The 17,676-nt window shown below is 32.8% G+C and carries 19 protein-coding genes and 1 tRNA gene; 10 read left to right on the top strand and 10 right to left on the bottom strand.

Features of this window, described 5'->3' with window-relative positions; genetic code table 11:
• Positions 1-63: 63 nt before the first annotated feature.
• The 8 genes from ACXAG4_RS02695 to ACXAG4_RS02730 form a co-directional block, all read right to left on the bottom strand.
• Positions 64-138 (bottom strand) — tRNA-Val (locus ACXAG4_RS02695).
• 84 nt (positions 139-222) lie between these two features.
• On the bottom strand, positions 223-1,440 hold the full coding sequence (locus ACXAG4_RS02700; protein WP_475294532.1) for a bifunctional folylpolyglutamate synthase/dihydrofolate synthase: 1,218 nt from the start codon (positions 1,438-1,440) through the stop codon (positions 223-225).
• Between the two features lie 3 nt (positions 1,441-1,443).
• Positions 1,444-2,292 (bottom strand): energy transducer TonB, encoded by an 849-nt coding sequence (locus ACXAG4_RS02705; protein ID WP_475294533.1) that lies wholly within the window; start codon positions 2,290-2,292, stop codon positions 1,444-1,446.
• A 7-nt stretch (positions 2,293-2,299) separates the two neighbouring features.
• A complete protein-coding gene (locus ACXAG4_RS02710; RefSeq protein ID WP_147137684.1) occupies positions 2,300-2,692 on the bottom strand; it encodes an ExbD/TolR family protein in 393 nt (130 codons plus the stop codon).
• Position 2,693: 1 nt separating this feature from the next.
• The gene (locus ACXAG4_RS02715; RefSeq protein WP_475295236.1) at positions 2,694-3,380 is read right to left on the bottom strand and encodes a MotA/TolQ/ExbB proton channel family protein; all 687 of its coding nucleotides are present in this window, start codon (positions 3,378-3,380) and stop codon (positions 2,694-2,696) included.
• A gap of 51 nt (positions 3,381-3,431) precedes the next feature.
• Positions 3,432-4,907, bottom strand: a complete 1,476-nt coding sequence (gene nhaB / locus ACXAG4_RS02720; RefSeq protein ID WP_475294534.1) for a sodium/proton antiporter NhaB — start codon at positions 4,905-4,907, stop codon at positions 3,432-3,434.
• A gap of 12 nt (positions 4,908-4,919) precedes the next feature.
• The gene (locus ACXAG4_RS02725; RefSeq protein ID WP_475294535.1) at positions 4,920-6,146 is read right to left on the bottom strand and encodes a Glu/Leu/Phe/Val dehydrogenase dimerization domain-containing protein; all 1,227 of its coding nucleotides are present in this window, start codon (positions 6,144-6,146) and stop codon (positions 4,920-4,922) included.
• A 155-nt stretch (positions 6,147-6,301) separates the two neighbouring features.
• Positions 6,302-7,366: an anhydro-N-acetylmuramic acid kinase gene (locus ACXAG4_RS02730; protein ID WP_475294536.1), complete on the bottom strand. Its 1,065-nt coding sequence runs from the start codon at positions 7,364-7,366 to the stop codon at positions 6,302-6,304.
• Between the two features lie 88 nt (positions 7,367-7,454).
• Between ACXAG4_RS02730 and ACXAG4_RS02735 the strand changes: the two genes are divergently transcribed.
• The 10 genes from ACXAG4_RS02735 to ACXAG4_RS02780 all read left to right on the top strand — a co-directional run bounded on the left by ACXAG4_RS02735 (position 7,455) and on the right by ACXAG4_RS02780 (position 16,467).
• Entirely contained in the window at positions 7,455-8,597 is a 1,143-nt protein-coding gene (locus ACXAG4_RS02735) for an acyl-CoA dehydrogenase (RefSeq protein ID WP_475294537.1), read from the top strand.
• A gap of 237 nt (positions 8,598-8,834) precedes the next feature.
• Positions 8,835-9,170, top strand: coding sequence for an arsenosugar biosynthesis-associated peroxidase-like protein (locus ACXAG4_RS02740; RefSeq protein WP_475294538.1), 336 nt, complete (start codon positions 8,835-8,837; stop codon positions 9,168-9,170).
• Between the two features lie 93 nt (positions 9,171-9,263).
• The gene (gene arsS, locus ACXAG4_RS02745; protein WP_475294539.1) at positions 9,264-10,319 is read left to right on the top strand and encodes an arsenosugar biosynthesis radical SAM (seleno)protein ArsS; all 1,056 of its coding nucleotides are present in this window, start codon (positions 9,264-9,266) and stop codon (positions 10,317-10,319) included.
• A gap of 10 nt (positions 10,320-10,329) precedes the next feature.
• Positions 10,330-10,821: a rhodanese-like domain-containing protein gene (locus ACXAG4_RS02750; protein WP_475294540.1), complete on the top strand. Its 492-nt coding sequence runs from the start codon at positions 10,330-10,332 to the stop codon at positions 10,819-10,821.
• Positions 10,814-11,443, top strand: a complete 630-nt coding sequence (locus tag ACXAG4_RS02755; RefSeq protein WP_475294541.1) for a TIGR04282 family arsenosugar biosynthesis glycosyltransferase — start codon at positions 10,814-10,816, stop codon at positions 11,441-11,443. The genes ACXAG4_RS02750 and ACXAG4_RS02755 overlap by 8 nt, the downstream gene beginning before the upstream one ends.
• A complete protein-coding gene (locus tag ACXAG4_RS02760; protein WP_475294542.1) occupies positions 11,437-12,249 on the top strand; it encodes a purine-nucleoside phosphorylase in 813 nt (270 codons plus the stop codon). The genes ACXAG4_RS02755 and ACXAG4_RS02760 overlap by 7 nt, the downstream gene beginning before the upstream one ends.
• A 70-nt stretch (positions 12,250-12,319) precedes the next feature.
• Positions 12,320-13,288, top strand: coding sequence for an arsenosugar biosynthesis arsenite methyltransferase ArsM (arsM, locus tag ACXAG4_RS02765; protein ID WP_475294543.1), 969 nt, complete (start codon positions 12,320-12,322; stop codon positions 13,286-13,288).
• A gap of 10 nt (positions 13,289-13,298) precedes the next feature.
• Positions 13,299-14,153, top strand: a complete 855-nt coding sequence (locus ACXAG4_RS02770) for a DUF547 domain-containing protein (RefSeq protein ID WP_475294544.1) — start codon at positions 13,299-13,301, stop codon at positions 14,151-14,153.
• Positions 14,146-14,865 carry a TIGR04283 family arsenosugar biosynthesis glycosyltransferase gene (locus ACXAG4_RS02775; RefSeq protein WP_475294545.1) on the top strand — a complete coding sequence of 240 codons (720 nt, stop codon included), beginning with the start codon at positions 14,146-14,148 and terminating at the stop codon, positions 14,863-14,865. The genes ACXAG4_RS02770 and ACXAG4_RS02775 overlap by 8 nt, the downstream gene beginning before the upstream one ends.
• Positions 14,866-14,943: 78 nt before the next feature.
• Positions 14,944-16,467: a carboxypeptidase-like regulatory domain-containing protein gene (locus ACXAG4_RS02780; protein WP_475294546.1), complete on the top strand. Its 1,524-nt coding sequence runs from the start codon at positions 14,944-14,946 to the stop codon at positions 16,465-16,467.
• Positions 16,468-16,516: 49 nt separating this feature from the next.
• Here the strand turns inward: ACXAG4_RS02780 and ACXAG4_RS02785 are convergent, their stop codons facing one another.
• Entirely contained in the window at positions 16,517-16,765 is a 249-nt protein-coding gene (locus tag ACXAG4_RS02785; RefSeq protein WP_475294547.1) for a DUF1456 family protein, read from the bottom strand.
• Between the two features lie 149 nt (positions 16,766-16,914).
• On the bottom strand, positions 16,915-17,646 hold the full coding sequence (locus tag ACXAG4_RS02790) for a metallophosphoesterase family protein (protein WP_475294548.1): 732 nt from the start codon (positions 17,644-17,646) through the stop codon (positions 16,915-16,917).
• Positions 17,647-17,676 lie beyond the last annotated feature (30 nt).

Below are 17,676 nucleotides of genomic sequence, written 5' to 3' on the forward strand. Positions count from 1 at the left end.
AGTTGTTTATTATTTCGCAAAATTATGAGAATAAAAAAAGGCTTCCAGAAATGGAAGCCTTTGTGGGCGCGAAGGGATTCGAACCCCTGACCCCTTGGGTGTAAACCAAGTGCTCTGAACCAACTGAGCTACGCGCCCTTATGTTTTAACAATCATTGTTCCTGATTGCGGATGCAAATATAACCTAGTTTTTCGTTCTGCAAAAACTTTTTTAAAGAAATTTTAAATTATTTCTGCTACAACAAAAGTACTGCCTCCAATAAAAATAAAATCTGAAGATTTAGCTTGAGACAACGCCATTTTATAAGCTTCATTTACAGAACCATAGGATTCACCCAATAAATTATGCTCTTTAAAAACGCTTTGCAAATCTTTTGCTGGTAAGCCCCTAGAAATTTCTGGCTTACAAAAATAATAAGTTGCTTTTTTAGGCAACAATGTTACTATTGATGATAAATCTTTATCATTAACTACTCCAAAAACAATATGCAAGTTATCAAACAATTCATTTTTTAACTGTTGCATTACAAGTTGCAAACCTTCTTTATTATGCCCCGTATCACATACAACCTTTGGTGTTTGGTTTATAACCTGCCACCTTCCTAAAAGCCCTGTGTTTTTCACAACACTTAACAAACCATCTTTTATATGTTTATTAGATATTTTAAAACCACGCACTTTTAACTCAATAATAGCTTGTAATGCTGTTTTAATGTTTTTTGATTGATAAACACCTTTTAAGTCGCTAACCAAATCTGTTTTAATAACAGCATCAGCAAAAGTAATTTTTGCATTATTATTCTTTGCTAAAGCTTTGAAAACTGGAACTGTTTCTTTTTGAGTTTCACCAATAATAACCGGAATATTAGGTTTTATTATACCGCCTTTTTGTGCTGCTATGGCTTCTAAAGTATTGCCTAAAAACTTTGTATGATCTAAACCTATATTTGTAATTACTGATACTTCGGGAGTTATAACGTTTGTAGAATCTAGCCTGCCGCCCAAACCAACTTCAATAACAGCAATATCAACTTTTTGTTTTGCAAAAAATTCAAAAGCCATACCAACTGTCATTTCAAAAAACGACAATTTATTAGCTTCAAAAAAAGCCTTATTTCGTTTTATAAAACCAATTACAAATTGTTTACTAACTACTTTGCCGTTTATTTTAATACGCTCTCTAAAATCTTTTAAATGAGGCGATGTGTACAAGCCCACTTTATAACCCGCCTCTTGTAAAACTGATGCCAACATATGGCTTGTAGAACCTTTACCATTAGTACCGGCTACATGAATAGTTTTAATTTTTTTATGCGGATGTTTTAAATGATTTACCAGTAGATGTGTGTTACTTAAATCTGCTTTATAAGCCGAATCTCCTTGTTTTTGGTACATTGGAAGTTGCGCAAACATCCAATTAAGCGTTTCTTGATACGTCATAAATTAATTACCTACATCAAAATTGATACTAACAAAACCTATTTGTTTTGCTGGCGCTTTTGAATCGGCTGGCCATTTATGTGATAATGCTATTTTTTTTGCTGGATCTAGCAAACATTTTGCTGTATTTGTAGTGCCTTTTACACCCGGAACGGCTTCAATAACGTTACCATTACGATTTACAATTATTTTTACTACTACAAGGCCAAACTCATTGCATTCTTGTTTATAAATAGACTTTGTTGGCCTACCTCTACCACCTAAACCATAACCAACACCACCTTTACCGGGTCCTGACCCACCAAAATAACTTGGTGCGTACGGGTTACCATCTAACTGGCCTTTATCGCCGGCTTTATCATCATTTCCTTCACTACCAGTTTCTGTACCTTTAGATTTGCTTACACCACCAATTAAGGCATCTAACTTTTTCTTTTTTTCCTCTTGCTCTCTTTTTTCTTTGGCTATACGTTCAGCTTCAGCTTTTGCTTTTGCCTCTGCAATGGCTTTTGCCTTAGCTTCAGCTGCTTTTTGCTTTTTAATAGCTATAGATTCAGCATTCTCTTGGGTAATAACTTCTTCTTTTACTTCGGAAGCTTTTGCTGGTTGTGGTTGAGAAACATCAGGTTGCGGAGGCTTATTTACTTCATTGGGCTCTGATTTAACAGGCGCTTTGGGTTGTACATTGCCTTTTCCAAAATTTGTTGTTCCAAAGTTAACAGCAACACCATACTCTTCTGGCGGGTCTTGATATGGCGGACCTACCACAAACAAAAGCAATAGCACAATTATAGCAATTAATGCTGTAATTTTTGCTGAATCTTTTTCATGCTTTGTTTTAAAGTATTTCATTTAAATATTAATTAGGCCTAACGGCTAATATTACTTTAAATTTATTGCGATTAGCTATATCCATAACTTTAACCACGTTTTCAACTGGTACTGATTTTTCGGCTCTTAAAACAATGGTTGGCTTATCAACTTTTGAAAGTGCCGATAGTAATTCATTCTCTAAAACACTTTCGCCTACACGTTTTTGGTCTATGTAGTAGGTTAAGTCTTTTTTTATACTTACTGCTACAGACTTTTTGTTTTCGGTTTTACCACTTGCTTTTGGCAATAAAATATCTATAGCGTTTGTGGTAACTAATGTTGAAGCTAACATGAAAAATATTAGAAGTAAGAACACAATATCTGTCATTGAAGACATATTGAATTCTGGTGTTACTCTATTTCTTCCTCTAAAATTCATATTAAGTTGGCTCGTTTAGGTGATCTAAAAACTCTAATGAATTAGCCTCCATTTGGTAAACAACTTTATCGGTTTTAACTACTAAATGGTTGTAAGCTATATAACCAACAATACCAACAATTAAACCAGCAACAGTGGTTGTCATAGCCGTATACAAACCATCGGCTAATAATTTAATATCTATTTGACCTCCAGAGTTTGCTATTTCAAAAATTGATAAAATCATACCAATTACTGTACCAAGAAACCCAATCATTGGTGCTGCACCAGATATGGTTGCTAACACACTAACGTTTTTTTCTAAGTTATAAATTTCTAATCTTCCTGCATTTTCAATAGCCGTGTTTATATCTGCCAAAGGCTTACCAATTCTAGTGATTCCTTTAGCAATTAATCTTGAAACTGGAGAGTTTGCTTGTGCACATAACATTTGTGCCGAATCTATTTTACCATTACTAACATGGTCTTTAATTTGATTCATAAAATTGGCATCAATTTTTGAGGCTGCTTTTATGGCAAACAATCTTTCAAAATAAATGTAGGTTGCAACTATTAGCAATACAAAAAGTATGGCTATAATTATTTGTCCTGCTGCACCACCACTACTTATTAATTCAATAATAGAGAGTGTTTTTTCAACAGATTCACCATCAACTAATTCAGGTGTTTCTTGTGGGGTTTGTAACATCATAAAAAATATTTTTCACTTAACTAAAGTAACGAAAGTATTACAATAAAATTATACTAACACAAATTTTACCATTAAATAGCCTAAACCACCCAATACAATTGTATAAGGTAATGCCATTTTAACCATTTTTCCGTAAGATAAATTAATTAACGGCGCTAATGACGATGTTAAAAGGAATAAAAATGCTGCTTGTCCATTGGGTGTTGCCACACTTGGTAAATTTGTACCTGTGTTAATAGCAATAGCTAATTTTTCAAAATGTTCTCTATCAATAGCTCCACTTTCAAAGGCTGCTTGCACCTCACCAATATATACAGTTGCCACAAAAACGTTATCACTTATAGCAGATAAAAAACCATTTGCTATATAAAACAACCCTGGTTGTGATGCTGGGTCTTGCTCTAAAGCCCAATGAATTATAGGACTAAATAAATGCTGATCATGAATCATAGCCACAATTACAAAAAACACCACCAATAAACCTGTAAATGGAAGCGCTTCTTCAAAAGCATGCCCTAAGCTATGCTCATCAATAATACCCATAAAGGCTGTTTGTACAATAATTAAAGCTAAACCAATAAAACCTACTGGCGCAATATGTAATGCTAAACCTGCTATTAATAATATTGCTGAAACTGCTTGTACAATTAAACCATATTTTTCTTTATCTGAACGTTGTGCATCTTGTTCAACTGTATAGTTTTCAATAATATTTGCTACTACGGGTGGTAGTTTTTCACCAAAACCAAACCAGCCTGTGAGTTCTAAAATTACTGTGGTTATTAAGCCAGCAAATAACACAGGTATTGTTATTGGTGCCATTTGCAAAAAGAATTGAATAAAATCCCATCCTAAACGTTCTCCAATTAATAAGTTTTGTGGTTCTCCTACTAACGTACAAACACCTCCTAAAGCAGTACCTACAACACCGTGCATAATTAAACTGCGTAAAAAACTACGGAATTTTTCTAATGTTTCTCCACTTAGTTCTTTTCTATCTACAACGCCAGAATCATCATAATCTGTTGATTCACTTGAATGTATTTTATGATAAACGCCATAAAAACCTACAGCAACACTAATTAATACAGCAGTTACAGTTAAGGCATCTAAAAAAGCTGATAATACAGCTGCTAAAAACACAAACAGTAATGACAGTATCATTTTAGATTTAATTTTAGTAAACACCTTACTAAAAATATACATTAGTAGTGGTTTCATAAAATAAATACCAGCTACCATAAACACTAATAATAGCACCACCTCAAGATTTTGATCTACTTCATGATACGCGTTATGAGGTGTAGTTAAGCCTAATACCAAAGCCTCTATAGCCAATAAACCGCCAGATTGTAACGGATAACATTTTAATGCCATGGCAAGTGTAAAAATAAACTCGCCTATAAAAACCCATGACGTTACTGTTTTGCCTAAAGTGTAATATGAAATAATATTAAATATTAAAAAACTAATCATGGTTAGTTTAAACCACTTGGGGCTATTGCCTAAAAAATACTTTAACATAAATGTTTTATTTTAAATTAATTGGTTTAAAGCAATTTCAAAAGCCGTAGCACTAACACCTGTTTTTTTTGCGTTTTTGCTATGCACTTTTTCTATTGCTTGTTTTATAATGTTTGATGTATCGTTAAAAATTGCGTTGTCTGTCATTTGCACTTTACGCTCCATAAAATATGCAAACACACGTGCCATTCCACAGTTTGAAATAAAATCTGGTATTAAACTAACACGAGAATCGGTATGCTCCATGATAGGGCCAAAAAATATTTCTTTATCTGCAAAAGGCACATTAGCACCACATGAAATGACTTCTAAACCACTATCAATCATTTCATCTATTTGATTTTTTGTTATTAATCTTGAAGCTGCACAAGGTGCAAATATTTCGGTATTAATAGACCAAATACGCTCATTAGCTTCTTTAAAAGGTATTAAATTATCAACTTCAATTGTATTTCCTTTTTTCGAAAGAAAAAAGCTGCTTATTTCTTCAAATGTAAACCCTTCTTCATTTATAACACCGCCAACAATATCAATAATACCTACTATTTTAGCACCCATTTGCGACAAATAAAATGCGGCAGCTGCACCTACGTTACCAAAACCTTGTACAACAGCACGTTTTCCTTCTACATTGCCACCATAAATACTGTAATAATGCTTAACGGCTTCGGCAACACCAAAGCCAGTAATCATATCTGCAACTGTATATTTTTTTGCAACATCTGGTGAGTAAATTGGGTTTTCTAAAACCTTTATAACACCATGCCTTAATTGGCCTATTCTATTAATTTTATCGGCTTCGGTTGGTTTAAAGTGCCCTGTAAACACACCCTCTTGCGGATGCCAAACACCACTTTCTTCTGTAATTGGGATTACCTCGTGTATTTCATCAACATTTAAATCGCCACCAGTACCATAATAACTTTTTAGCAAAGGTGATACGGCAGCATACCAGCGTTCTAAAACGTCTTTTTTTCTTGGGTCTTTAGGATTGAAATTTATACCAGATTTAGCGCCACCAATTGCAGGACCGGAAACTGTAAATTTAATTTCCATTGTTTTGGCCAATGATAACACTTCATTCATATCTAACCCTTGTCTCATCCGTGTTCCACCACCTGCTGCACCACCTCTAAGTGAGTTAATTACCACCCAGCCTTCGGCGTCGGTTTCGGCATCTTTCCAATTAAAAACTATTTCTGGTTTTTTGTTTTCGTATATTTTTAATAATTCTTTCATTTTTTTTGTGTGAGAATTCAACTTAAGTTTTTTAAATTTTTTTTGAAGTATAATTTAGTGCAGCTAAAGTTGAGTCATCTTAAAATGTTTCTTTAAATTATTAAAGTAACAAATATAAAAAACTTAGCTGCTTAAATATTAATTTTGGGTTATTTTTAAGAAAGGTATATTTTGCCCGAACTATGGTCTTTTTTAGCACCAGTTACGCTTTTTAAGCAGTTGTTTTGGTCTTGTAATTTTAAAACACCTAAAAGCCCAAAAATCAAGGCTTCTTTAAATTCAATGATTTCTTTTGAGGGCACGATAACTTCTGCCTTTGTAAATTCCTGAATTCTAGACAACAAAAAGCTATTATAAGCACCACCACCAGTTAGCAAAACACAACTATCACTACTATTTTTAATGACTTTTGAAACTTGAATAGCTATGTGCTCAACAAATGTTCTTAAAATAGTGCTTATATTTTTTTCTGAAGCATCAATTAAAGGTATAACATGTGTATTTACCCACTCTAAACCTAGTGATTTAGGCGCTTTTAAATTGTAAAACTCTAGTGCATTAAGCTGGTTTAATAAATTGTAATTAATTGCTCCTTTTGATGCAATTTGGCCTTTATCATCAAAATCTAAATTCAAAGTTTTAACATAATGATTAAGTACAATATTTACTGGGCAAACATCAAAAGCCACACGCTTATCATCAACTTGCGTCGAAATATTTGCAAAACCACCAAAGTTTAAACAAAAGGTGTAATTTGAAAATAGTAAAGCATCTCCAATAGGCACTAATGGTGCGCCTTGTCCGCCAAGTTCAACATCCTGTACTCTAAAATCACACACAACATTAAAACCAATTTCTTTAGCTAATTTTGGTAAATTTCCTATTTGGTATGTTAATTTATTTTCTGGCTGATGTAAAGCCGTGTGCCCATGTGAACAAACCGCGTCAACATTTGTTATTTGGTGTTTATTTATAAAATGTCTAATTACTGATGCTAAATAGCTAGTATAATCTTCATCAATCACCCTTAATTCTTCAATATTTTTAGAAACCAAATCTTTTAACACCATTTTCCAAGTACTATTATACGGCATGGTTTCGGCTTGTAAAATATTGAAATGCCACTTTTTATCAAACGTAAAAGTGGTGTATATTAAGTCTATTCCGTCAAGCGATGTTCCAGACATTACCCCTATTACATTGTAGCTGTTTTTTATCATATTGACAAAAATATAATTTATCCTTAAAAATATCACATCAAAAATAGTATATTTGTCAATATTCGTTAATAAAATTTTTCAATAAGTTATGGATTTTACACTTTCCGAAGAACACCAAATGATTAGAGATGCTGCAAGAGAGTTTGCAAAAACCGAATTATTACCAGGTGTTATTGAAAGAGACAACAAACAAGAATTCCCCGAAGAATTAGTGAAAAAAATGGCCAATTTAGGCTTTATGGGTATTATGGTAGACCCAAAATATGGAGGTAGCGGTATGGATACCATTTCGTATGTTTTAATCATGGAAGAGCTATCAAAAATTGATGCATCGGCATCTGTAATGGTTTCTGTAAACAACTCATTAGTTTGTTATGGCTTAGAGGCTTTCGGAACCGAAGAACAAAAACAAAAATATTTAACCAAACTAGCAAGCGGACAAAGCATTGGGGCTTTTTGCCTTAGTGAGCCCGAAGCTGGTAGTGATGCCACATCTCAAAAAACTACCGCCATTGACAAAGGTGACCACTACTTGTTAAATGGAACAAAAAACTGGATTACAAACGGTGGAAGATCTGATATTTATCTGGTAATTGCGCAAACCGATAAAGAAAAAGGCCATAAAGGCATAAATGCTTTTATTGTTGAAAAAGGTATGGAAGGCTTCCATATTGGCCCTAAGGAAGACAAATTAGGCATTCGTGGAAGCGATACGCATACACTACAATTTAACGATGTAAAAGTACCTAAAGAAAATAGAATTGGCGAGGATGGTTTTGGTTTTAAATTTGCCATGAAAACCTTATCTGGCGGTCGTATTGGCATTGCTGCTCAAGCTCTTGGCATTGCCTCTGGCGCTTATGAACTTGCTTTAAAATATAGTAAAGAAAGAAAAGCTTTTGGCACCGAAATTGCCAACCATCAAGCTATTGCTTTTAAACTTGCAGATATGCACACAGATATTGAAGCCGCAAGAATGTTAGTTATGAAAGCCGCTTGGGATAAAGATCAAGGTAATAATTACGATAAGTCTTCGGCAATGGCCAAATTAAATGCTTCAGACGTTGCCATGAAGCACACCGTTGAAGCTGTACAAATTCACGGTGGCAATGGTTTTGTAAAAGAATATCATGTTGAGCGATTAATGCGAGATGCTAAAATAACACAGATTTACGAGGGTACTTCTGAAATACAAAAAATTGTTATTTCTAGAAGTGTTTTAAGAGATTAAACTAAAAACTACTGACTATTTCTAATAACAGTTAGCTGTTTTTATGCGTGCTGTAAGTTGCTTCTGTTTGGTTTTTTTATTTTAAAAAAACTAAACCACTACACTATAAGCTTTTGGTGATTAATTTTAATTACTGAAAGCTTTTTCTGTAAATAAAACATCATCTATTTTGTAAGAAGCTCATTATTTATCGACTGAACCAAAACATTTTTATACTTTTAAACGAAAATTAAAAAAATGCAAAAAACATATTACGATCCTGCCGACTTAAGAAAATTTGGAAAAATCACTGAATGGAGTGAAGAGTTAGGTAACAAATTTTTTGAATATTACGGTAAAGTGTTTGAAGAAGGCGCCTTAACAGCCCGAGAAAAAAGCCTTATTGCCTTAGCTGTTGCACATACCGAGCAATGCCCCTATTGTATTGATGCCTACACAAAAGACGGTTTACAACGCGGTGTTACCAAAGAAGAAATGATGGAAGCCATACACGTTGGAGCTGCTATAAAAAGCGGCGCAACTTTAGTTCATGGTGTACAAATGATGAATAAAGTTAATAAACTGGAAATGTAAAATTGAATTACGAATTTAGATTTACCAATTTAAATTTTAACACACATTTCAACACATCAATTGTATATCCCAAAATAGTAAATAGCAATAAATATGGCTACAAAATCTCTACATAAACGTAAAAGCCAATTAGCAAACAGTAACAAACAATTAGAAATTCTTTCAAACGGTATTTTTCAAAGCGGTGAATTACCAACTTTTAAAAATAAAATTGCTGAAACAAACCAATTTCCGCTGAAAGCTAAAAAACTAGAAATTTTGCAAATAAATGTTGGTTATATGTGTAACCAAGTTTGTGAACATTGCCATGTTGATGCTGGCCCAGACCGACAAGAAATAATGACGCGTGAAACCATGTTGCAATGTTTACATGTTATAAAAAACACTGGTGCACATACTTTAGATTTAACTGGTGGAGCGCCAGAAATGAATCCTAATTTTCGATGGTTTGTTGAAGAAGCCGCAAAAGCCGGTATTAAAGATTTTATTGTTCGCTCCAACCTAACAATTATTAGAGCCAACAAAAAATACCACGATTTACCAGAGTTTTTTAAAAAACATAATGTTCACGTAGTAAGTTCAATGCCACACTGGACCCGTGGAAAAACAGACAAACAGCGTGGTGATGGTGTTTTTGATAAATCTATTCAAGCCTTAAAAGATTTAAATGCCATTGGCTATGGCATGCCAAACAGCAGCTTAAAATTAGATTTGGTTTACAACCCATCAGGAGCCTTTTTACCAGGAGACCAAGCCGCTATGGAAAAAGATTTTAAGAAAGCGCTTATTGAAGATTTTGGCATTCAGTTTCATAATTTATTTGCAATCACCAACCTGCCAATTAGCCGTTTTTTAGATTATTTAATTGCTTCTGAAAATTATGAAGATTACATGTATCAGTTAGTTGATGCCTACAACCCAACAGCCGTTTCTAACGTTATGTGTACAAACACACTATCTGTAAGTTGGGATGGTTATTTATTTGATTGCGATTTTAATCAAATGCTAGCATTGCCCGTAAATAGCAAAGCTAAACATATTTCAGAATACAACGAGGCTCTTTTAGAAGGCAGAAATATTGTAATTTCGCAGCATTGTTATGGTTGTACCGCCGGTGCTGGCAGTAGCTGCCAAGGCTCAGTTGCTTAATTTTATTTTTATGAAACATCTAACATTTTTGCTTTTTACGCTAATATGTGCTTTGGGTTTTTCACAAAAAAAGCTTGCCAAATTACTTAAGCAACATAATACAGAAAACGTACCTTACATGTATGTTGATAGTTTAAAACCAACAGCAAATGTAATACTTTTAGATGCCCGAGAGCCTAATGAATTCAACACAAGCCATATAAAAAACGCCGTATTTGCTGGCTATAATAATTTTAATTTAGATAGTATCACGGCAAAACTTCCTAACAAAAAATCAAAAATTGTTGTGTATTGTTCACTAGGCATACGATCTGAAGACATTGCTGAAAAACTTCAAAAAATAGGCTATACTAACGTTTATAACCTTTATGGCGGTATTTTTGAATGGAAAAACCACGGGAATCCTGTTTTTAATTCCGAAGAAAAAGAAACTGAAAACGTTCATGCATTTTCAAAAGCATGGAGTAAATGGCTAAAAAAAGGCACTAAAATTTATGAGTAAAGAACTAATTATTGTTTTTGTGAAAAACGCCCAACTTGGTAAAGTAAAAACTAGGCTTGCAAAAACCATAGGCAACCAAAACGCTCTTTATATTTACAATGCATTGGTTGACATAACAAAAAATGCCATTAAAAACGTAAACATAAGTAAGCGCATTTATTTTTCTGAAACTATTGAAGATAATAAGTGGCCAAATGCCGAAACCTATGTACAAAAGGGCCTTAATTTAGGGCAACGCATGCAAAATGCCTTTGAGCAAGCATTTGCCGATGGCTTTAAACGCATTGTTTTAATAGGCTCTGATTTGCCCGACATTAACCAAAACCACATAAAAAATGCGTTGGAAAAACTAAAAAACAATACCTGTGTTTTTGGGCCTGCTCATGATGGCGGTTACTACCTAATTGGCTTATCAAAAATGACGCCATCAGTGTTTAAAAACAAACCTTGGAGTGAGCCAAATTTGCTACAAGAAACCATTACAGAATTACAAGAAAATAATATAACATTTAGTACTTTAGAAACTTTAAACGATATTGATACGTTTGAGGATTTAAAAACATCAAACTTTTACAAACTAAATGTAACATTACAAGAAAAACTTAAAAAACAATCATGTTAAAATATATAGAAGAAACCGCAGAATATCTTGAAGAAAAGGGCTTTAAATCTCCTGAAGTTGGTATTATTTTAGGCACAGGTTTAGGGCAGTTACTTAATGATATTGAAATTTTAAAAGAGGTTAGTTATAATCATATTCCTAATTTTCCAACAGCAACAGTAGAGTTTCATAAAGGCAAATTAATTTACGGTAATTTAGAAGGTAAAAAAGTAATTGTAATGCAAGGGCGTTTTCATTTATATGAAGGCTACACATTACAAGATGTTACATTTCCTGTTAGAATTATGGAAAAACTAGGCATTAAAACCCTTTTAGTGTCTAATGCTGCCGGAGCTATCAATTTAAATTTCAAAAAAGGTGAACTCATGTTGATTGATGACCATATAAATCTTCAAGGTAGCTCGCCACTAGCCTTTAAAGGCGTATCGCTTTTAGGCGAACGTTTTACTGATATGAGCGCACCTTATGATAAAAAATTAAACAATACTTTTACAAGCATAGCAAAAACCCACAATATTACACTACACAAGGGTGTTTACGCATCGGTAGTTGGCCCTCAACTAGAAACCAGAGCAGAATACCGTATGCTAAAAATTATAGGTGCAGATGCCGTTGGTATGAGTACTGTGCCAGAAATTATTGTTGCCAACCACTTGAATTTAAAGGTAGCTGCGGTGTCAGTTTTAACCGATGAATGCGACCCAGATAACTTAGAACCTGTAAACATTGATGATATTATAGCCAATGCTGCCAAAGCAGAGCCTAATATGATTACTTTATTTAAAGAATTAATAAAAACACTATAGAGAATATTTGCAGTGCTTTTTTTTTAGAGTGTAATAATCACTAAAACGCCTGCAACTGAATACTGAAAACATGAGTTACTTAGAAACCACAAAAGACGTATATAAAGAGGCCGCATTAACACCCGATGTTGGTTTGTGCTGCACCACCAATCCTATTTGGGAATTACCAGGATTAAAAATTCCTAAAATAATGCAAGAAATGAATTACGGTTGTGGGTCTACAGTACACGCCCGAGATTTATCAAACAACCCAAAAATGTTATACGTTGGCGTTGGTGGCGGTATGGAATTATTACAATTTTCGTATTTCAACAGAGAAAAAGGCGGCGTGATTGGTATAGATGTGGTTGATGAAATGTTAGAGGCCTCACGTAAAAATTTCATTGAAGCCGAAAGACAAAATCCTTGGTTTAAAAGTGAGTTTGTAGATTTACGAAAAGGCGACGCCCTAAATTTACCTGTTGAAGATAACACTATTGATGTAGCTGCCCAAAATTGCTTGTTTAATATTTTTAAAGAAGATGATTTAAAAAAAGCCATTGCCGAAATGTACCGTGTTTTAAAACCACACGGACGCTTAGTAATGAGCGACCCTACCTGTGAGCAACCCATGAACGATAATTTACGAAATGACGAACGCCTTAGAGCCCTTTGCCTTAGTGGAAGTTTGCCAATAAAAGACTACGTAAAAATGTTAACCGATGCTGGTTTTGGCACTATTGAAATTAGAGCCAGAAAACCTTACAGAATATTAAGTCCCAAAGATTATGATACTAATGAATTAATTTACATTGAATCTATTGAAGTGGCAGCTATTAAAGACCCAATGCCTGCTGATGGCCCATGTATATTTACAGGAAAGGCGGCTATTTATTTTGGCGAAGATGATTTCTTTGATGATAAAGCAGGCCATATTTTACTAAAAAATCAGCCATTGGCTATTTGTGACAAAACTGCTGGCGCTTTAGCGAAACTTAATAGAGATGATATTTTTATAAGCAAATCTACTTACCATTATGATGGTGGTGGTTGCTGCTAAAAACATTATTATGGCTCGTATTATCACGTTATTTTTTTGTGTAGCCTGCATGTTTTCTTGTAAAACAAAAAAGCAAGCCATAACTAGAAAGAATACTAACAACCTCATTATTGAAGTTGCTAAACAGCAAGATACTGTCTCTAAAAATATTAAAAAGCCAACCAATCAAGATACTATTGCTACTACATTTAAGCAGGTTTTAAGTAAAAGAACATATAGTGCGCACCAGCTATGGAATGAGCTTTTAGAAAAGCATGTTTCAAAAAATGGAAATGTTAATTACAAAGGATTTAAAGAAGACCAAAAAGATTTTTATGGATATTTATATACTTTAAGTTTAATATATAAGCATGAAAACTTTAAAACAATAACAAAAGAAGAAAAACTTGCCTTCTGGATAAACGCCTACAACGCTTTTACTGTTGATTTAATTTTACGTAATCACCCCATTAAAAGTATTAAAGACATCAAAAACCCTTGGAAACAACGCCATTGGAAACTTGGAAATAAATGGTACAATTTAGACGAGATAGAACATCAAATTTTACGTAAAATGAATGAACCTAGAATTCATTTTGCTATAAATTGTGCTTCAATTTCATGCCCTAAATTGCAAAATAAAGCGTTTACTTCTCAAAATTTAGAAGCACAGTTAACCAATGCTACAAAAGCGTTTTTATTAGATACCTCTAAAAACAACATTTCAGAAAACACTATTCAAATTTCAAAAATATTTCAGTGGTTTGCTAAAGATTTTAAGCAAAATGGTTCGTTAATAGATTTTTTAAACACTTACTCAACAGTTCAAATTTCGGCTAATGCCAAAAAAAGTTTTTTAGATTATAACTGGCATTTAAATGAATAACGTTTCAATAATAATACCTACTTTAAACGAAGAAGCTTTTATTGAAAAATTGTTAAATCATCTGCTTCAAAATGCTTCAATAGAAAATATAAAAGACATTTTAATAATTGATGGCGGCAGTACAGACAACACAAAACATCTTGTTAGAAAAGTTATTAAAACACAAGCTTTAAGCAACATTAAATTTATTACTTCAAAAAAAGGGCGCGCCAAACAAATGAACACAGGTGCTAAACATGCAACAGCATCTATTTTATATTTTTTACACGCCGATTCTTTTCCGCCTAAAAACTTTGATAAACTCATAATAAGTGAAGTTGAAAAAGGCAATGAAGCCGGCTGTTTTAAAATGAAGTTTAACAGCCAGCATTGGTGGCTAAAATTTACGGGTTGGCTAACACAATTTTCATGGAAAAGCGCTCGTGGTGGCGACCAAAGTTTGTTTGTAACCACAACACTTTTTAATACTATTGGTGGTTTTAATGAGCGTTTTGTTATTTATGAAGACAATGATTTTATTGCCAAACTTTACCAACAAAAACAATTTGTTGTTATACAAAAATGGCTAACAACATCACCAAGGCGCTATAATAAAAATGGTGTTTGGCGCTTGCAATATCATTTTTTAAACATTCACTTAAAAAAATGGCTTGGTGCTAATGCCGAAACATTAAACAACTACTATTTAAAGCATGTAGCTGTTAAAAAATAGCAAAAAAGCATGTAACAAAATGTTAATTAGGCAGTCGTGTTTTTGTAATGTTTTATTTTCATAACAAAATCAAAAAACATGAAATATTTAACTTTAGTAATTGTGTGCTTAATCACCATAACAAACGCCTTTTCACAACAATCTATTAGCGTTAAACTTATAGATTCAACTACACAAAAACCCATACCTTATGCCAATATAAGCTATAGTAAAAATGCAGGTGTTATTAGTAATGCTAATGGTGTTTTTCAAATTCATTTTAAAAAAGATTTAAACAATAAAGACTCTATTTTTATAAGTTGCATGGGCTACAAAACCAAAGCTATAGCTGCAAAAACTTTTACAGATAGCATTTTAATTTTAGCACCAAAATCTATTGCATTAGATGAAGTTTTGGTTTCGAATAAAAACTACACAGCCGAAGAAATCATTGAAAAAGCTAACCAAAATTTAAACAAAAACTACCAGCAAAGCTACACTAAAAGCAGGTTGTTTTTTAGAGAATCGCATTTTAATAATATTACAAAAAATAGCATAAAAGTAAAAGAAACCAGCATACCTGAATTTAATCAAAAATTTATGGATAGTATTATGGAATTGATGCCCAAAAATGCCTCAGACCACGTTGAGTTTTTAGGTGATTTATATAGAAATTCAAACAGTGAACCCACTGAAAAATTAGACATTATTAAAGCTTCGCATTTATACGATAAAAATTTAGAAGTCTCTTTTGATGGTTTAGAGGCTCGTTTTAATGCCATTTTTAGAAAGCATGTTAAACGCGATTCGTATTTTAAAATTAAATCTGGCATTTTTGGCACTAAAGAAGAGATAGACTCTTCATTATTTGACAGTGAAGAAAACAAAAAAGAAAAAGAAAAAACAGAAGCTTTTTTAGAAGCACAAAAAAAGAAGGAAGCAGAACGCAAAAAACACTTTTTAAAACATAGAAAACAAACCATTACTGCCTTAGAAAAAGCAAGTTTTACTTTTGAAGATTCTCACCTCAACTTTTTAGAAAAACAAAAAAAATATAATTTTGAGATACTAGACTATCTTTTCATTGGAGATGCTTTTGCTTACAAAATTAGTTTTGAACCTAAACGAAGTGCAGATTACAAAGGAATTATTTACGTAAACACTGATGATTTTGCCATAATTAGAGTAGATTACCAAAACGTAAAACCACTTAAAAACTTTAGGTTATTAGGCATTTCTTATCAAGAAAAAATACATAAAGGCACTTTAATTTATACAAAAAACAACACTGGTATTTACACACTTAAATATGCTGAATCTTTTAACAACATGAACTTTGGAATTAAACGACCTTTAAAAATTATTGAAAAAAATAAACATGTAAAAGGTAGAAGAAAGCAAAACGAATTATCTACAGACATACATTTTATAATGTCTAACAGCACTAAAAAAGAATTGGTTGTTTTTGAAAACCATACTATTTTAGATACTGATTTTAATTCTTTTGAAGAAAAACCAAATGTAACACCAACCTATTTACCAGATTACGACCCTAAATTTTGGGAAGGTTATAATGTTATTGAGCCAAACCAAGCTATTAAAAATTTTAAGAGCATTGAGTAGTTAACTAATTTTTTTTTTAAATTTATTGAATAATAAGAAAATATTATTTCTACTTAGGCTTCTGTTTTTCACCTTTTTTAGGCATTGGACCTCTTAAATGAATTACTAGGCCATTAAGAAAGTTTCTTAAAATTTGATCGCCACATTCCATATACTTGGGGTGATCTTCTCGCCTAAAGAAAGCGCTTAACTCGCTTTTAGAAACTCTAAAATCTACAAGTGATAAAATTTTAATAATATCATCATCTCGTAATTGTAATGCAACTCGTAATTTCTTTAAAACATCGTTATTGGTCATAGTATTTGTTTTCGCTATTTAAAAATAGTTATCATTGTTTATTATACAATACTTGGTAAATGTAAACAAAACAACGTTACATTTAAACTACCATGATTAATTAGTACTAATAAAATAGATGAATTAAAGCTTTATACAGGAAGAATCACTTACTTATTTCTACCCGTTTCATTTGGGTATAAACTTGGTAAATTATCACTTTGCCATACCTTTTTACTATCAATATCCATGGCTGATAATTTCCCTTTAAAAGCTGCTCCTGTATCTACATTCCAGATGTTAGCGGCATTCATAGGTTTTTCAATATTAAAATTGGTTGTTGGTGTGTGGCCAATATAAATTTCGTTATAATGTTGTAAGCGTTTAGGGTAGTATTTTGATGATTCTTCCAAATCATCACCCATTGCTAGAGCCATTTCCCAAAGCGATCTGTCTATGTAAAAATTAGATTTATGAGGTTCTTTTTCAACACCGTGTTGTGATGTAAAGCCAGCGTGCAAAAACAACCTGTTATCATCATCTAAATAATATAAAGGCATGTTTTTTAAAAACTTTAAATGTTCCTTTTTCTGCTGAGGTGTAAAACTGGTATAACTTTCAATGGTTTCTTTACCACCATGCATATACCACGTTTTATTTACGCCTTTTGAGTTTAGCCAATTTTCACACCAAACATCATGATTTCCTTTTATAAAAATACAATTTATTTTTTCAGACAATTCAATTAACAACTGAATTACATGTGCAGATTCACTCCATCCATCAACATAATCACCCATAAAAATAAGGGTATCCTCTTCTTTTATTTCTATTTTATTTAATACCTGAATTAAAGCCTGTAAACCTCCGTGAATATCTCCTATTGCAATAGTGCGCGCCATTTTATAATACTTTTCTGCAAAACTATAGCA

The sequence above is a fragment of the Seonamhaeicola sp. ABD4_175 genome (genome assembly GCF_056160885.1).

Coding starts and splice junctions, on each gene's coding strand:
- ACXAG4_RS02730 (WP_475294536.1), bottom strand. CDS start 7,366: ATGATAAAAAACAGCTACAATGTAATAGGGGTAATGTCTGGAACATCG.
- ACXAG4_RS02750 (WP_475294540.1), top strand. CDS start 10,330: ATGAAACATCTAACATTTTTGCTTTTTACGCTAATATGTGCTTTGGGT.
- ACXAG4_RS02770 (WP_475294544.1), top strand. CDS start 13,299: ATGGCTCGTATTATCACGTTATTTTTTTGTGTAGCCTGCATGTTTTCT.
- ACXAG4_RS02700 (WP_475294532.1), bottom strand. CDS start 1,440: ATGACGTATCAAGAAACGCTTAATTGGATGTTTGCGCAACTTCCAATG.
- ACXAG4_RS02755 (WP_475294541.1), top strand. CDS start 10,814: ATGAGTAAAGAACTAATTATTGTTTTTGTGAAAAACGCCCAACTTGGT.
- ACXAG4_RS02775 (WP_475294545.1), top strand. CDS start 14,146: ATGAATAACGTTTCAATAATAATACCTACTTTAAACGAAGAAGCTTTT.
- ACXAG4_RS02760 (WP_475294542.1), top strand. CDS start 11,437: ATGTTAAAATATATAGAAGAAACCGCAGAATATCTTGAAGAAAAGGGC.
- ACXAG4_RS02725 (WP_475294535.1), bottom strand. CDS start 6,146: ATGAAAGAATTATTAAAAATATACGAAAACAAAAAACCAGAAATAGTT.
- arsS (WP_475294539.1), top strand. CDS start 9,264: ATGGCTACAAAATCTCTACATAAACGTAAAAGCCAATTAGCAAACAGT.
- ACXAG4_RS02710 (WP_147137684.1), bottom strand. CDS start 2,692: ATGAATTTTAGAGGAAGAAATAGAGTAACACCAGAATTCAATATGTCT.
- ACXAG4_RS02715 (WP_475295236.1), bottom strand. CDS start 3,380: ATGTTACAAACCCCACAAGAAACACCTGAATTAGTTGATGGTGAATCT.
- ACXAG4_RS02785 (WP_475294547.1), bottom strand. CDS start 16,765: ATGACCAATAACGATGTTTTAAAGAAATTACGAGTTGCATTACAATTA.
- arsM (WP_475294543.1), top strand. CDS start 12,320: ATGAGTTACTTAGAAACCACAAAAGACGTATATAAAGAGGCCGCATTA.
- ACXAG4_RS02705 (WP_475294533.1), bottom strand. CDS start 2,292: ATGAAATACTTTAAAACAAAGCATGAAAAAGATTCAGCAAAAATTACA.
- ACXAG4_RS02790 (WP_475294548.1), bottom strand. CDS start 17,646: ATGGCGCGCACTATTGCAATAGGAGATATTCACGGAGGTTTACAGGCT.
- ACXAG4_RS02780 (WP_475294546.1), top strand. CDS start 14,944: ATGAAATATTTAACTTTAGTAATTGTGTGCTTAATCACCATAACAAAC.
- ACXAG4_RS02740 (WP_475294538.1), top strand. CDS start 8,835: ATGCAAAAAACATATTACGATCCTGCCGACTTAAGAAAATTTGGAAAA.
- ACXAG4_RS02735 (WP_475294537.1), top strand. CDS start 7,455: ATGGATTTTACACTTTCCGAAGAACACCAAATGATTAGAGATGCTGCA.
- nhaB (WP_475294534.1), bottom strand. CDS start 4,907: ATGTTAAAGTATTTTTTAGGCAATAGCCCCAAGTGGTTTAAACTAACC.